Source organism: Pedobacter sp. HMWF019 (assembly GCF_003061025.1).
GTDB lineage: Bacteria > Bacteroidota > Bacteroidia > Sphingobacteriales > Sphingobacteriaceae > Pedobacter.
In genome coordinates this window covers 1-17,055 of the sequence record NZ_QAIL01000278.1, presented here as the reverse complement: position 1 = coordinate 17,055, position 17,055 = coordinate 1, and the positions used below count along the sequence as shown (strand labels likewise).

Genomic DNA, 17,055 nt, shown 5'->3' with positions numbered 1-17,055 from the left:
TTTTCATGGATATACAAACAGCAAGAAAAGCGGTCAAATCTGCATGTACACGCAGATAATCCTTTACATAATGCGTCGCACTGTACAATTGCTTTTTTACCATAGATTTCGAAATATTCAATTTCTCAGCAATTTCGTCTTGCGAAAGATTCTCGTAAACGCTCATTTCAAAAACGGATCTACGTTTAGGTGGCAGGGTTCTAATCGCATTTTGCATAATTTCATTATATTGTACGTAAGTATAATGATCATCTGTATTCCCAGTAGTAATATTCGAATGCCTCAATAAATACTCAACTGCTTTTTGCTTTACCTTACTATGTTCATGAAGATTAACCAGTTTATTCCTGGCCATACTATATAAATAACTTTTAAAAGACTTAATATTTGACAGTTCTTCCTTACGTTCCCAGATTTTCATGAACATATCATGAAGAACTTCTTCGGTATCTTCTTTAGAGCAACGAAGAAATGGATAAATATACTTGAATAATTTGGGCAGATAAAAAGTATACAAAGCAGAATAAGCCGTTCTGGAACCAAGAGCAGCACGCTGAAGAAGCAATTTCTCTTCACTAAGCGCATTTACGACTTCCGTTTCCATTTACATTTTTCTCCCTTTCTAATTGATGTTATTCAAACATAACTAAAAAAAGAATAAAATTTCAGTATATGTATACAATGTCTATACAAAGAACCATAAACAAAAACAACTAAGTTTCATTAATTTTAAACATTAAGCATTTCAATTGCCTTTATGCCTCAAGGTATTTAAAACATAAACATAGTACAATAAAAGTAAACGTTATGGCAATCACTGCGGTTACCGTAATGGCATGCAATATGGCATTACCTCCACCCACTGCCATTGCACCAAAGGATGCTACTCCTATTGCACCAGCCGTCTGGCGCACCGTATTGAGTGCTGCTGAAGCGGTACCAGAAAGGGATTTATCCACACTGGCCAGAATACCTGTTGTCATAGATGGAACAGCCAATCCCATGCCCATTGGGATAACTAAAAAAGGAACAAACAACTGCCAGTAAGGTGTATCCGTTTTGGTGATAAACAGGCCACAAAAACCAATGGCAAACATTGCCAATCCGATCAGAATAGGACGACGTATGCCAAATTTATTAATTATTCTTCCACTCAACAGATTAGAGATAACAAAGCCTGCTGTTAAAGGTAGAAAAGCAAGCCCAGCACTAAGTGATGGATAATGCAACACATTCTGCAAGTAAAGGCTCAATATGAAAATAGTCCCATAATAGGCCCCATTCAAGACAGCCCCCACAGAAAGAAGCAAATTAAAATTAGCCGATTGGAAGAGATGTAATGGCAACATTGGAAATTTCACTTTCTTTTCGAGCATCAAAAAGACAACCAGCATAACAGCGCTAAATAACAAACCGCCAAATATTAAGGGATCCTTAAAACCCAGTTTTGGCCATTCTATAATTACCGCAATCAATGCTGTAACAGACAGCATCCATGTCACCTGACCCGGTATATCAAAACTTTTTTTAGAAGAGGAACTCCTTTTCGGCAAGCGGAAACTAAGTAAAATTCCAGCCAGACAAAGCGGCACGTTAACATAGAAAATGAAGCGCCAATCACTAATCTGCATAATCAACCCTCCCACAACTGGCCCTGCAGCGATAGCCGCACTACCGGCAGCGGTCCATAATCCAACCGCACGTGCACGTTTAGGCGGATCATGAGCAAAGGTCTGATTAAGTATGGCCAAGGAACTGGGAATCATGGTAGCAGCACCAATACCCTGCAATACTCTAAATCCAATTAAAACTGTAGACGTGGTGGCAAAGCCACAGCCTACTGATGCTATTCCAAAAATGAACATCCCTAATTGGAATATTCGTTTTGCCCCTAAAAGGTCGCTCAAATTTCCAGCAGATAACATCAGAACCGCAAAGGCTAAGGTATAAGCGTCAATTACCCATTGCAAAGTACTTACGTTCGCTTTATAAGTAAGGGCTATTTGCGGCAACGCAATATTCACAATAGAGACATCAAGCTGGGCAACGACAAAAGCCAGGCTTGTTATGGCTACTGTCCATCCAAAAGAATTTTCATGATCCATTTAAATTGCCGCCATGATTTCACCATAAAGCAATCCGCTACCGCCCCCATAATGCTGAATAATCTTCACAGACGGATGGATTTGAATCAAGCGTTTTCGGAGTTCCTTTTCCTCAGTATCCAAAATCCCATTTCCTAATAACACCAGATCGATCACCTGTTCTGAACAAATGGCTAAAGCCTCTTCATCAGAACAAGCAGTTAAACCTGTCCACTCTTCCCTTGCATTTAACAACCTGTCTACCGTCGCGGTAATTTGTGCATCTCTGCCAATATATAAAATTGTAAGCATCATCGTCTAAAATAAAAAGCCCTACAGCTTTTAACTGCGGGGACTAAATTTACACATTATATATTCATCGGGATATCCATGAGCAATACTTCAGCTCCTACTGTATTCGCTTTAAATTGAATGGATTCAGTATCCCAAACACCCAATCCATCTCTTTTATTCAAAACCTGACCATCTATAGTAACCTCACCATTGATCACAAAGGCATAAACACCGTTCCCGCTTTTTTTAATCTTATAGCTGGTTTCAAAACCCTCATCAAATTTACCCAGTGAGAACCAGGCATCCTGGTGGATCCATACTCCTGCATCATCCGGATCAGGCGATAGAATTTGCTGAAAATTATTATGTCTTTCCTCCACATTCAATGTAATCTGGCCATAACGAGGCTCTACATTTTTTGCATTTGGAAACAACCAAATTTGCAACAAATTGACCGCTTCACCTTTATTTGCATTATACTCACTATGATATACACCTGTACCAGCACTCATCACCTGCACATCACCATGCTGGATGGTAGATGAACTGCCTAAACTGTCTTCATGTGCCAGTGCACCTGTTAAAGGAATGGTAATGATTTCCATGTTATCATGAGGATGTGTACCAAAACCTCTTCCACCATCAATAATATCATCATTTAGCACCCTTAAAACCCCAAAGTTCATCCTTTCAGGATTATAATAATTAGCAAAACTAAATGTATGATGCGCATCTAACCATCCATGATTGGCATGGCCCCTGGTATCAGCTCTGTGCAAAACAAATTGTGACATAAATTTCCTTTCTTTTATATAGTACAAATGTACCGCAACAATTGTTCTGGCACATTGATCTAGGGTAAGAAATCAATTATATCATGATTTGGTATTTTTCAGGCGGAATACCTTTGTCTCATGACTATTTATCTGTCCTTTCCATTTTTTTCCTTTTGCAACCGTTTTATGAGCCCATAGATCTCTTACCGTATAGGTTTCATTCAGACCCAAATCAGCAAACTTCAGGTCAGCAGTTTGAACGGCATCACTTCGGTTCAAAACAGCTACAGCATAATCTCCGTTAGAAAGAGGTTTAACCAAAATTGTCCAAACAGCATCATTCACTTTCAGGGCAGCTTGTTTTCCCAGGGGATCCTGATTAAGCTGGATCACTTCGGCATTGAGTAAAATCCGTTTGGTCTGTTCATCCATAGTACGAAGATCATTGGTAGCAGCCAATGGAGAAGCTAAAATGCACCACAAACTCATTTGACTCTGGTACTCCGCAATAGTGCATCCCGTGCCCCCTAAGTCGCCTGATGGTCCTTTTTTGCCGTTCAGACCAACAACCAGCATATCCATGTCGTTCCAGTGCCCTATACCAGCATACCGATCCAGTCCGGCGTTTACATCTATAATGTCCAATATTCCCTCTCCCCCTTCTTTCTCCGATCTTCTTTTCCACTTATCCCTCACGTCACCTGTAGTTCTCCACAATTGCCCACCGGCTTCAGCAGCCCACAACCAGGGTTTGCGGTCTCCCCATTCACAAATACCAAAAGCAATCTCTCTACCGCTTTTCCTTAGTGCATCTGCCATTGTTTTATACCTGTGTTTAGCAGTCTCCGCATCCGATGGCGCACCGCAATAATCATATTTCAGGTAATCAATACCCCAGGAAGCAAAAATTTTGGCATCCTGTTCTTCAAAGCCTAAACTTGCAGTATACCCAGCGCAAGTTAAAGGTGCGGCATCAGAATAGATACCCAGTTTTAAACCTTTGCTGTGCACGTAATCTGAAAGTGCCTTAATCCCTGAAGGAAATTTCTTAGGATCAGCAATGATATTGTTCCGGTTGTCTCTGCCGCCTTGCCATCCATCATCGATAAATATGTAATGATATCCCGCATCACGCATGCCCGTTTTAACCAGAGCATCTGCCATTTCCATAATCTCTTTTTCATGGATCTGGTCAGCAAAATAATTCCAGGTCATCCAGCCCATTGGTGGTGTCGCAGCAAGAATATTTCCGTTAGCAGATTTAACCTGCGCAAACGTTTGTTTCTGCGATAAAGCAAGCAATAGCAGCAAATACAATAATTTTTTTCTCATTTCTTTGTAAGTTAAAGCACTGAAGTTAATATTTCCTGGATTTTTCCGTTCAATTTAACCCTAATTTTTTCTGGTTTGAGTGAAGAAATTTTGTAAGAAACTACTTTCCCATCTTTCCAATTGAAATCCACAATGAAGTTTCCTCTCGCTTTTAAACCCTTGATATCCCCTTGTTTTTTCCAGGCATCCGGAAGAGCCGGCAACAATTCAATATAACCATCATGGCTTTGCAAAAGCATTTCAGCAAAACCTGCAGCAGCCCCGAAGTTTCCATCTATCTGAAAAGGCGGGCCGGCAGAAAGCATATTTGGATAAACTCCTCCTCCTGCGCCATAATTGATATCTGTTCCGAACTTAGGTTTTAATATTTCCCTGAACAATTTAAAAGCCCGGTTGCCGTCATGAAGCCTGGCCCAAAACAAGAGTTTATATGCAATACTCCAGCTCGGCCCATCATCTCCCCTTACTTCGAGTGTTTTCTTTGCCGCCTCGGCAAGTGCTGGTGTAGATGATGGCGTAATTAAAGATGCCGGATAAAGCCCATACAAATGAGAAATGTGACGATGCTGTGGTTCTGTTTCCTTATAATCTTCCAGCCATTCCTGGATCCTTCCATCTTTACCGACAACGCCCGGAGGGGGCACAGATTGAAGTTTCTCTTCCAGCTCCCGTCTGAATTCCGGATCAACATTCAGTCGTTTAGATGCCGTAATCACATTGCCAAACAACTCCCTTACAATCTGATTATCGATCGTTGGCCCCATACAAATACTTGCTGTTTTTCCATTAGGCAAATAAAAGGTATTCTCTGGCGATACCGAAGGCGAAGTGACCAGCCAACCTGTTTTCGGATCTTTGGTCAGAACACTCTTATAAAATTCTGCAGAACCTTTTAAAATTGGATAAATACTTTTCAAATAAGCAATGTCATTACTAAATGCATAATGATCCCATAAATTATTGCACAACCATCCGGATCCGGCATTAGATGCTCCCCATGAAGCACTTTCCCCCGGCTCTGTAAAACCCCATACATTTGTAATCACATGAGCAATCCATCCATCTGCATGATAATAAGTTTTTGCTGTTCTTTCTCCCGGTTTAACCAAACCCCGAACCAGTTCAAATAAAGGCAAATTCAATTCCGACAAATTGGCCACTTCTAAAGGCCAGTGGTTCATCTGTACATTCACATCCAAATGGTAATCGCCATTCCATGGTGTATTGATCTCTTTAGCCCATAAACCCTGCAGATTTGGAGGCAACAGCCCTACCCGGGTACTGCTGATGCTGAGATATCGCCCAAATTGGAAGAAAAGTGAGGCAAGAGCAGGATCACTACTATAGTTCTGGTAAAAGCCTTCTAACCTTTTAATTGTAGTAAGCCCAGAAGAAGTACCTTCGCCAAGGTCAATGCTCACTCTTTTGAACAACTTACTAAAGTTGCTAATATGCTTGCTTTTTTCCAGTTCATAAGGTTTCTTTATAGCAGATGCTAAAAACTGTTTTGTCTTCTCCTTAAATGGAAAGTTTTTAAAACTAGTACCTGCAGAAATATAAAAGATCACTTCTGTAGCTCCTTTAATTACCAAAGCATCACTTTCCGCACGGATGGTACCACCTTTTAATTTTGCATTTACCCTGGCCAGATACTGCATTCCTTTTCCGTCAGTACCATTATCCAACTGGCCGGACATTTGTAATTCTTGTCCTTCCGTTTTAACCGCATAACGCTCGGGCCTGTTCATTGTAATACGGCAATTCAACTGCCCGGGCTTATTTGCACTGAGTTTAACTATACTTACATCATCATCAAAACTGGTAAAATATTCTCTTTTAAACTGAACACCATTGAGCATAAAACTACTGGTTGCTAGCGCTTTATCCAACGACAATTCCCTATAGTACTGTTTCACATCAGGCTGCCCGGATCCTGCATTATTGTAAGTAAAATCAATCTCCAATGCACCCATGGTTTGATATTTACCCCATTGAGCTCCTCCGGAGCCAGGCCCTTTACAAACAAAATCCCGGTTTACCAATGCCTGGGCCTCCTCATTTTTACCTTCCTGAATGAGTTTCCTAATCTGGGGAAGGCTTTTGTACGCCTCATAATTATTTGCATCCTGAGGGCTTCCAGACCAAAGGGTGATATCATTGAGCACGATCTTCTCTTTTAATATACCTCCGTCGGGTGTCATTCCAAGCCGCCCGTTACCCAGTGGCAGTGTTTCTTCCCACATTTTTGCAGGCTGATCAAACCATAATTTTAGCGGTTTCTGCTGGGCAATTACCGGAGAAATGGATAAGTAAGCCAGGCAAAATACAGTTAACATTTTTTTTGTCATTTGTGTGTTCTTAAGTATACAGGTAAGAGTCTGGGTATAAACAGGTAACCAACCTTTAGTATACCCAGACTTATTTATTTTGGTTATCTAGCGTAAAAATAAAGACGCTGATGTTTTAGAAAATGGACAAACCTTCAATAATAATGGACAATACTATTATTGTTTGTTCCAGAAACGAATTTCGCTCATATTGCTGTAGTTACCGTCTCCGGTTGTCACATGTTTAATCCTGATCCGGATGTACCGAATTGGCTTTCCATTATTATCCAGATCAGCTGTAATTGCATTTTTTCCATCATCACTGCGAACCACTTCTTTCAATAAGGTCCATCCTTTAGCTATAGATTCATCTTTCCAGCCTGAATTTGTTGCAGAAAGATTTGTTGCAGCATTGGTAATATCAGCAATCCCCCAAACCTCAAAGTCATCCGGGTTATTACAACAATCCCTACCGGTTTCCTCTATCCTGGCTAAATTGTCATATACTTTTCCAAGATCAAACGTGATGGTATGTGGCATACCGCTGCTTCCGTCACTATGAAAAATATTGGGATATCCCTGGGGTCCAACGCTTCCATCCCAAAGTTTACTGATACTGGTTCCTGATTCATACGTACCGGCATCATTGGGCAAATGCACTTCCTTAAACAATAACCTGTCGCAAAGCACATAGCTGTAAATTCTTGGAAATGTGGAATAAGCCGAAACAATAAAAGTATCCAATGACCCCTTACCAGGAATATAAGACGAAAGGTATTGGACATCAGTGCCAAGCTTATAATCCCGCAGATATATGGAACTACTATCCGGTCTCAGGTTTTTTTCAACCACCGTACCAGCCACATTGGTATACTTAATAACCGTATTAATGTTGATGGTATCCGGAGGATTAAAATTCAAAACCAATGATCCATTTGCATTTAGTGTATATGGATTATTTGCATCATATGGTCTGTTTAATAAACCGCCCTGATATATTGGCCCGTAAACCTTTACATTATCGACTTGTTTTGGAATAGATTTATTGCCTTTAGCGTCGTAAGAGTAAATGGTAAAGGAATACACAAATTCCTGAAGCTTTGGAATGATAACCGAAATGCTGTCGGTTTTACCACTGATCGCTACGATCTGAGAATCCCGCTTATTGTTCCAGTAAATCACATACTTTACAATACTGGGATCCGTACTCGATTTCCACTTTAACTGTGTACGCAAATTTCCAGGTCGGTTGATCACCCCATCAACACTGCCAGTGTACACAATCTCATGACCATCAAAAAAGTCTTTGAAATCGGTCTGCTGCTTCTTGCAGCTCAGCACAACAACAAGCAGAGCCAAACCGACTAAAAATATAAGATTTTTCATAAGAATATAATTATGGTTTCATATTATTCTATTTTCTAAAATTGATTATTGTGCAACCCCAAAAGGCGTGATTTCCATCAAATGGGCAGCAGCCACATTTCCCCAGGTTGTTGCCACAGCAACCCTTAAATACTTAACTGAAGGTGCCTGAAAAGGAACTTTAAAGCTGACTCCTTTTTTAACAAAATCCTCATCGGCCGAAGTGGTTGCCCCTGGACGATTTCCTGATGGCGGATCAGGAAAAACGAAATTCCCTAAATTCACCCAATTCCCTATAACTGTGCCTTCAGATGCTCTCACAGGAAGTTTAATGTCCTGAGGTGTTGATGAATTTGTTCCCCATAAAGAAAACTCTCTTGGGTTTCCATAATTATAAGTATAACCAGCCCCAATACGCTGATACAGAACAAAGCGGCTTAATTTATAGGTTTTTCCTATGCCAAAACTACAAGTAAAGGGTAAGGGTTCACCAAACTTAGTATGCCAGCCATTTCCATCTAATTTGTTATCCCATAAGTATGGAACAGCCCAACCAAAATCCGTAGGCGTATCGGTGTTCAGGTTTAGAGCATTAAATTTACTTTTGTCCATGGCTTCCTCAAAGAGCGGCGTCAGGCTTTTTTGTAAGGTATCGGAAATATTCCCCCATTTATCCGTTACATAAACCCCAAATCTGCGCTCTTCCGATTTGAAGCCACGAATAGAATAATCAATTTTATCATTCTTTGTAAAATACTGGTCCTCAATCTCCATAGCTCCGGTATTCTTATTAAAGCTTAACATGATAATACCAATTTCCTTTTTTAGAGGATTAAGACCTGTTACATTAACACCGCTAAAATCAGCAGACAACACTAATGTTGGCCTTACAGTACTGTAAACAGGCAGTTTAGGATTTACGGTTAAGGTAACCGGATCAGACATTATATTTGCCCTTGAAACGGCATATAAAGTTACCTCGTAGGCCTTTTCTTTAGCAAAGCCATCTACAACAACAGTGTCCGTGTAGTAAGAAGATTTAGTTTCTCTCGAAGTATTGTCATTAATCTTATACTTAGCCAGCACATACAACAAATTCGGAGAATTAGGAAGATCATAAGTAATATTGGCTCCTCCGTTAAAATTATCTACCTTAATATTGCTTACCGGCAGAGGCTTAGTTGTATCGCCTGAAATGACCGTATTAAAACCATTATTTTTTTTACATGCTGTTATACCGATGGCCGACATCATTAAACATACAGGCAATATACATTTTTTTATATTCATCATAATATGTGGTGTTATGTGATTACCAATATGGATTTTGAACCAGATTTGTGTTAACTGGCAAGTTATTCGATTTAATAGGCCACAAATAATCCTTCGTGTTAAATACCGGAACAAATAAAGTACGCGCACGATAATAATTCACCGGTTGCTCATCATAAATACTCCAGCCTTGCATCGGTTTACTCATCACAGACTGTAATTCCTTCCAGCGCCGCAGATCCCAGCCAGGTACAGTTTCAAATGCCAGTTCAATTCTTCTTTCCTGATGAATAATCTGGCGCAGGCCGGTTTTGCTTGTATATTTAGAGGGATTCGTAGAAAGTGCAGAAGTCCAAGATTCAGCAACTCCCGGAATACCAGCCCGCTGCCTCACTTTATCGATATAAGGCAATACTTCACCATAGGCTTTTCCTTGTTCATTCAGTGCTTCAGCATACATCAGGTACAGATCTGAAAGTCTCATTAAAGGATAATGAAAATCCACCCAGGTGATGTCCCTATCATAAGTCGTTAAATAATTCACCAGTTTTTTAGGCCAGTATCCAGAAATATTCAGGTGACTTACATCTTTAGGTCCCGCAATACCACTCGTACCTCTTGCCTGTACATAAAGAGCATTTGAAGGGTCATTTAATACGCCATTACCATACCAGACCCCACCGTCAAAAGCAATCGACGAATAGAATCTCGGCTCCCGTTTAAAATGGGCATTTACCGTTTCATAGCCATTATGAACATAAAACCGGTCTGCATTTGCACTCGTTCTCAAAGCATACCTGTTTCTGTAATCCCAGGTTTTATCTTCATCAATTGGCAACCCATTTTCAGTATAAAACAATTCCTGTTCAGCAATTGGTACAGCAAAAGTACCTTGGGCAACTAAATTTGCAGCCGAAGCTGGTGTCAGTCTTGGCATGGCTCTTTCCTGCTTACCATAACCATATACTGGATTTATCGCCCATATGAGTTCTGAATTTATTTCCCATTTTTCAGTAACTGCGGTTTGCAAGGTTAAAACCCGTTTTAAAGAATCAGGAAGATTGGAAGGCATATTTGCTGTAGGAATAAAAGTATGCAGGCTCAACCCTGCTCTAGTACAAGCATCCAGTGCCTTAGCACATGCATCAGCGGCCAGATCCCATTTCTTAGGGTCCACCTGCTGACTAAACAATTGTTGCCCATCTTTATTGCTGAAACCTGCATAATCAGGGTTTCCATTAAATAAGGGGCTTGCAGCAGTCATTAAAATCTGTGCCTTTACAGAAAGGGCAATCACACTTGTAATTCTTCCCAGTTCTTGCATCTGGTTTTGTATTTGAATTGGCAGGTCCGGAGCGGCCTCATCAATCAAATGCACCATATAATTCACTACAGAATCTACTGGTTTTCTTTTCACTTTAACCTCTTCAGTAGAACTTGTGATCGGCAGGTTCACATCTGTAATAGGTATAGGTCCATACATTCGGAAAAGATAAAAATGATAATAAGCCTTTAAGAACTTAACCTCTGCAATCCACCTTCTCTTTTCCGAGTCACCAAGGTCTATTGGTTTATTGATGTTTTCAAGCATCGTATTGCAGCGTCTTATCGCTTTAAAAACAGCCTCTCCGCCTTCAGCCCCATCCCAATAGTTCAACCCCGGATTACTGGCAGTTTGTGTTCCTCTGATGATGTTAAATCCTACAGGATTAACACCTTGATTATCGGTTATTTCCGTTGGACCTGGATATACAATTTCCCCTGAAGTGGCAAAACCTGCATCAAGCCAGGGGTATTGAAATTTCTGCAAAGTAGAATAACAGGTAAACAAATAATTCTCCGCTTCATTGCGATTCCTAAATGCATAATCAATAGTGCCTACATTATCTGGTGTAACGTCCAGATATTTCTTACAGGAAATTAAGGACATCGCCAGAACTACTGCACATAAAAATTTCGAGTATGATGATTTCATGTCTAAATCCTCTTTAAATAATTATAAATTAACATTTATACCCAGGTTATATACTTTCTGAAGTGGGTAGGCAAATCCATTCCCACCCAATTCAGGATCCCACATGGTAAATGGACTCCAGGTGAGCAGGTTAAGCCCGCTGAAGTAAACCCTCAGGTTCCTAAGTCTGATTTTATTTACAAACTTCTTGGGGAGTGTGTAACCAAATTCCAGGGATTTCATTCTCAGGAAGCTTCCGTCACGCAACCACCACGAACTGTTTTGACGGTTATTTTCTATCTCACCACCATTCGTACCTAACCTTGGGTAAAGGGCATACAGGTTCTGATTATCTTCCGACCAGTGATCATCTGCATATTGTTTAATGACCTGGGTATTACCTGGCAACCAGGAATCCGGACTTTTTATAAACGGACTTGTTCTGGCCGGATCAATAACAAAAGAAACCCTGGTTTGTCCCTGGAAAAACACATTGAGATCAAAGTTTTTATATCCGGTAGAAAACCCAAATCCATACACAATTTCCGGTACTGTCGGATTGCCTAACCAGGTTTGGTCTTTTGAATCTATTACCCCATCTCCATTCAGGTCACGATATTTAATATCCCCACCCCTTGGAGGAACACCGTTGGTACTGAATATTTGAGCAGGTGAATTTCTAGCCTCATTGTCATCAACAAATAAACGCTCCGCTACATAGCCAAAATTTCTATTCAGGGCTACTCCTTGATGAAGCAGATATTTTTCATCAAAATTTGGTTCTTCATATTGAGTGAATTTGTTTTTGGCGAAAGTGAAATTGGCCATAGAAGAAATCCAGAAATCCTGCGTGAAATTATGTTTTCCATCGAGAGAAAATTCAATACCCTGAGATTCAACTTTTCCAATATTTGCAGTTATAGCTGCCTCCAAACCCATAGTTGTTGGAATATCAGATCTATTTTGCAGGATATCAGATTTATAGTTCTTATAGACCTCTGCAGTTAGCCGCATGTTTTTAAGAAAAGTTAATTCCAGGCCTAGATTAATTTGTTTCGATATCTCCCAGGTAACATCTCTGTTCTCATAATTATTAATGGCGACCCCATTATGTCCATAGCCATTATTGGTTCCGAATACAGCCGAATTCCCTCCATTTAAATTAACATCAGATAAATAAAAGAACCTTCGGTCACTAATTGCGTCATTTCCAACCAGACCATAACTGGCCCTGAGTTTCATTCGGTCAATTACATTAGAGAGGTTTCCGTAAAACTTCTCACCAGAAACAATCCATGAAGCCCCGATGGTAGGAAAGAAACCAAACCTATGGTTTTCAGAAAAACGCTCTGACCCATTGTAACCAAAGTTAAATTCCAGGAAATAGCGGCTCTTATAGGCATAAGTCGCACGTCCCGACAAGCCTAAATTCCGGTAAGGTAAAGAGGTAAATAACGTAGATGCATTGGCATTTAGTTGCTGTTGCTGTGTTCCAATTAAAGCTGCACTTATATTGTGATCCTCTCCAAAATCTTTGGTATAATCTACTACTCCCTGCAGGTACAGAAAAGTATTTAAAGTACTGGCACCGGCATAATAATTTAAATACTCCCTGGCCTGATCTGGTTTGTTGTTAATCCAGTTTAAGGTATATTGATTGGTCGCCTTATCATAGGCCTGAACATTATAAAAATAAGGTGCGTAAGCTAGCTGAGATTCAAATCTTGCGTACCTGTTTGTGCTAAAAATGCCTTTAAAATTCAATCCTTTAGTAAGGAAATCTAACTTTTGGTTAAGTTCCAGTTGTGCTAGCATTCTTGATTCAGAAAATCTTCTGTTTCCTCTTAACAAAGCAGCATAAGGGTTAGTATTCTTAACATCCCCATTCGTTGGTGGTGTGGTTCCGTCTGGCAGGATCGTTCCGTCGGTATTGTTGCCAAATAGAATATGCTGCACACCTGCATTGGCAGCGTCAGGCTCATAATAGGCCGGAAAATCAACCGGACTGGTATGTGTAGCAATATTATACAAATCAGTTGCAAATGATGGATCGTTGGTCATCGGTCCTACGTACTCGTTAAAATTACCGGACAAACGAACAATAAGCTCTGTACTTGGTGTAAGGTCTATATTGATGTTTGAGCGCAACTGGTAATTTTTAAACCTTACATTATTGTTGTTATTGTTTCTAATATCGGTTCTTAATATTCCGTTATCGTTCGTATAAGAACCAGCTATATAATAGCGTGCCACCCCACCACCTCCAGAAATATTCAGATTGGCTCTTTCTGTACTTGTTCTTTTCTTAAACAGCATATCCATCCAGTTTACTGCTGGGTAAACAAAAGCATTACTTCCCGGTAAACCATTCATTGCGGCAATTGTATTGGCAATTTTATTTGGCGTATAAGGCAATATCGCCGAGGGATTCCTCGTCATTGTAGCCTCGTTAAAAAGTCTCATATAAGTAATTGGATCAGCCAGCTCTAAACTTTTCACAGACTCAGATGAGGAACCTTCCAGTCTGAAGTTTATTTGTGCTTTTCCGTTTTTACCTTCTTTCGTTTTCACCAGAATAACGCCATTTCCACCCCTGGCACCATATAACGCTGTAGCACTGGCATCCTTAAGAATAGAAAAACTCTCTATATCATCCACCTGCAAACGTGCAAGATCAGAAGAAGTCATTTCCACATTATCAATAAGAATCAAAGGATCTTTCTTGTAACCAAATGTAGTTACCCCACGGATAAAAAAATTAGCATTATCCTGGCCCGGCTGTCCACTTGGCTGAAAGGCAATAATTCCGGCAATTTTTCCTGCCATAGCCCCCGTCAAATTGCTGGAAGGTACTTTAAGGTCACTTGGTCGAACGGTTGTTACAGAACCAACAATGGCCTCCTTTCGCTGTTTTTGTCCCATGGCAGTAATCACAACCTCATCTGCCTGGATATTATTCTCTTGTAAACGAATATTGATAACCCTTGTCGCAGAAGAAACGGTAATGCGCTGCTCTTTATACCCGACGTAAGAAAATCTCAGCAAGGTACCTGGCTCCACATCCAAAACAAATTTTCCATTATTGTCTGTTTGCGTACCCAAATTAGGTTTGTTAACTGCAGCAATCACTACACCAGGAAGAGGTAAACCCAGGGTATCAGTTACCTTACCCGTGATCGTTATTTTATCCTGTTTTTCAGCATTAACCTTTAATTCCTCAGCAACTCGCAGGCTTTGCTTTTCCTTAATCAGGACGGTCTTATCCTCTATAACATACTCCAGTGATTGGCCCGCAAGACAGATCTTGAGCACCTCTTCAAGGCTTTTATTGCTTACCTGAATATCAACTGGTTTCTTGGTACCCAACATTTTTCTTCCATACAAAAAGTCATAGCCGGTCTGGTCATGAATGTCCCGGAATATCTTTTCTAAAGATGTTTTTTTTGCAGACAGTGTAATACGCTGTGCGAAACCCGCGGCGCTTACCTGCATCAGCGATGCTATTAAAAATACAGTAATTAGCCGCATAATAAATAATAACTTATGGAAACGCCGCATGGCTAGCCCATGGTTCCCGGTAAAATTTTCATACATTTGGTTAATCTGGTTAGAAGTTAATAAGTGGTTTTATTTTGACTCAATCAGGTACTATATAGCCAGTTGTGTTTGCCGCACTGCTGGCTTTTTTTTATTTGCACCTGTTGGAGCTGGTGAACTGGTCCATAATGGGCTGTTCTGATCTGTAGATGTTAAGTAGTTATTTTGTAACGATAATTCTCCTCCCTTCAATTTTAAAATGAACTTTTCCTGTTAATTCTATCAGCCTAAGCACAGCTGAGATGTTCTTTGAACGGGATATAAAACCGCCCAGATCTACGTCCGAGGGTGCAGAATCGGTATACACAATATCGACATCATACCAGCGGGCTATCTTCCGCATTTCTGCGCGGAAATCATTAGTTGCAAAAACAAATTCATCATTTTTCCAGGCCAGCTCCGCATTCAGATCTGCCTCTTTCACCTCTATAGCCCCAGCTTGAAGAATAGACTGCTGGCCTGGTTTTAAAGTTTCCACCTTCTTTGACAGCAGCGCAGCAACCTGAACACTTCCTTCAAGTAAAGTCGTTCTAACTTCACGCTCGTCACTGTAACTGCTCACGTTAAAATGTGTACCCAACACCTCCACACGTTGTGTGGCCGTTTTCACAATAAAAGGCAACCTATCCTTATGATCCTTGCCATTGCTTGAAATTTTGAAAACCTTAGCAACCTCAAAATAACCCTCCCCTGTTAACTCGACCTCCCGCTTCTCCTTAGAAAACCGTGACGGATACCGGAGAGAAGATGCCGCATTCAATAAAACAGTAGTACCATCAGGTAAATTCACCTGGTATTTCCCGCCTTTAGGTGTTTGAATGGTATTCATTTCCAGACGACCAGAGGTAGAATTACTGTTCTTTTCCTCAACAACTGAATAAATAAGCTTACCGTCAGAAGACTTTGTAATACGAACACCAGTTTGTGTCAGTACCGTTCCTGTTTTAATATCATTTAAGAGAATTTGTTTGCCGTTAGATAAAATAAGAACCGCATTATTTGATCCTGGTTGAATCGTATTTGAATCCAGCATTTGGATATCCCGGTGAGCCAGATAAAAATACCCCCCGGCAAACACGGCAATGATAACAGCTGCAACCGCAGCGAGTCTTGGGAAAAAACGAATTTTAGAAGATCTGTTATGTATCGGCAGCTGTTCAAAGATATCCCTGGCCATACGATCCATGTATTCTTCCGTCTGGTCAAATTCACGTTCCTTGAGATCTAGATACCATTTTTCCAATAGCGCCAGTTCTTCCTCCGTACAAGTCTTTTCCCGATATTTCTCCAGCAATTTGCCAGCCTCTGCTTTATTCATATTTGGTTAGGTATACATCCCTCTATATATAACCAAACGGTTAAGCAGACCGCAACAGGTAGAAAAAAATGAAATTTTATTTAAAGTACATCAAAAACAAGATTAAAAGCATTTCTCCGAATCTGCAACGAAGGGTTCTAAGTGCATTGCTCACCTGCTTTGCAACGGTCTGCTCCGAAATTTGTAATTGCTCAGAGATCTCTTTATGCGTAAAATGGCTTCTTCGGCTAAGTTCAAAAACTTCGCGCATTTTCCGGGGCAAGGCCTGAATCTCCTTCTCAATGGAATGGAGAAGATCCTTTTCTCTAACCCGATGATCGGTTTCTACTGTTTCAACATCTATAAATTGCTGAAGCGAAGAAATATACCTTGATTTTACATTTTTATGTGCATGATGATCCAGGACGCGGTTTCGGACAACCGTAAAAAGATAAGCAACAAGACTCGAGTTCAAGACAAATACCTCCCTCCGGATCCAAAGATTGGTAAACAGTTCCTGAATCAGATCACTGGTTTCCTCATCATCATTTAGCTTTTTATAGGCGTGTACAAATAATACATTAAAATAACGCTTATAAATCTCCGTATAGGCAATTTTGTCACCATCTCTCAGGAGGGCGACAAGCTCAACATCTTCTAAATGGCTATATTTGGTCATTCTATAGTATAGTATAGAACAGCAATTATACAATAAAATATTACAATTTAAAAGATTAACTATTAATCTTTTAATGGC

Annotated in this window: 12 protein-coding genes; all 12 read right to left on the bottom strand. The window is 40.3% G+C overall.

The genetic code is table 11. The annotated features are described in order from the left end of the window. Window positions 1-604 (bottom strand): RNA polymerase sigma factor (locus tag DBR11_RS16190; RefSeq protein WP_146186555.1); only part of this gene is annotated, 604 nt, incomplete at its 3' end. Window positions 605-755: 151 nt separating this feature from the next. Then, a complete protein-coding gene (locus DBR11_RS16185; protein ID WP_108553696.1) occupies window positions 756-2,105 on the bottom strand; it encodes an MFS transporter in 1,350 nt (449 codons plus the stop codon). Further along, window positions 2,106-2,399 carry a hypothetical protein gene (locus tag DBR11_RS16180; protein ID WP_108553695.1) on the bottom strand — a complete coding sequence of 98 codons (294 nt, stop codon included), beginning with the start codon at window positions 2,397-2,399 and terminating at the stop codon, window positions 2,106-2,108. It lies immediately after the preceding gene. Window positions 2,400-2,452: 53 nt separating this feature from the next. Further along, complete coding sequence (locus DBR11_RS16175; RefSeq protein WP_108553694.1) at window positions 2,453-3,172, bottom strand: pirin family protein; 720 nt, start codon at window positions 3,170-3,172, stop codon at window positions 2,453-2,455. Between the two features lie 81 nt (window positions 3,173-3,253). Then, window positions 3,254-4,486 carry a glycoside hydrolase family 27 protein gene (locus DBR11_RS16170; RefSeq protein ID WP_108553693.1) on the bottom strand — a complete coding sequence of 411 codons (1,233 nt, stop codon included), beginning with the start codon at window positions 4,484-4,486 and terminating at the stop codon, window positions 3,254-3,256. A gap of 11 nt (window positions 4,487-4,497) precedes the next feature. Next, window positions 4,498-6,834: a glycoside hydrolase N-terminal domain-containing protein gene (locus tag DBR11_RS16165; RefSeq protein WP_108553692.1), complete on the bottom strand. Its 2,337-nt coding sequence runs from the start codon at window positions 6,832-6,834 to the stop codon at window positions 4,498-4,500. Between the two features lie 156 nt (window positions 6,835-6,990). After that, a complete protein-coding gene (locus tag DBR11_RS16160) occupies window positions 6,991-8,199 on the bottom strand; it encodes a DUF4998 domain-containing protein (protein WP_108553691.1) in 1,209 nt (402 codons plus the stop codon). Window positions 8,200-8,244: 45 nt separating this feature from the next. Further along, a complete protein-coding gene (locus tag DBR11_RS16155) occupies window positions 8,245-9,471 on the bottom strand; it encodes a DUF4959 domain-containing protein (RefSeq protein ID WP_233260786.1) in 1,227 nt (408 codons plus the stop codon). 19 nt (window positions 9,472-9,490) lie between these two features. Then, window positions 9,491-11,425 (bottom strand): RagB/SusD family nutrient uptake outer membrane protein, encoded by a 1,935-nt coding sequence (locus DBR11_RS16150; RefSeq protein ID WP_108553690.1) that lies wholly within the window; start codon window positions 11,423-11,425, stop codon window positions 9,491-9,493. Window positions 11,426-11,446: 21 nt separating this feature from the next. Continuing rightward, on the bottom strand, window positions 11,447-14,896 hold the full coding sequence (locus DBR11_RS16145) for a TonB-dependent receptor (protein WP_199233861.1): 3,450 nt from the start codon (window positions 14,894-14,896) through the stop codon (window positions 11,447-11,449). A gap of 265 nt (window positions 14,897-15,161) precedes the next feature. Next, window positions 15,162-16,319: a FecR family protein gene (locus DBR11_RS16140; RefSeq protein ID WP_108553688.1), complete on the bottom strand. Its 1,158-nt coding sequence runs from the start codon at window positions 16,317-16,319 to the stop codon at window positions 15,162-15,164. A gap of 76 nt (window positions 16,320-16,395) precedes the next feature. Continuing rightward, window positions 16,396-16,977, bottom strand: a complete 582-nt coding sequence (locus DBR11_RS16135; RefSeq protein ID WP_108553687.1) for an RNA polymerase sigma factor — start codon at window positions 16,975-16,977, stop codon at window positions 16,396-16,398. Window positions 16,978-17,055 lie beyond the last annotated feature (78 nt).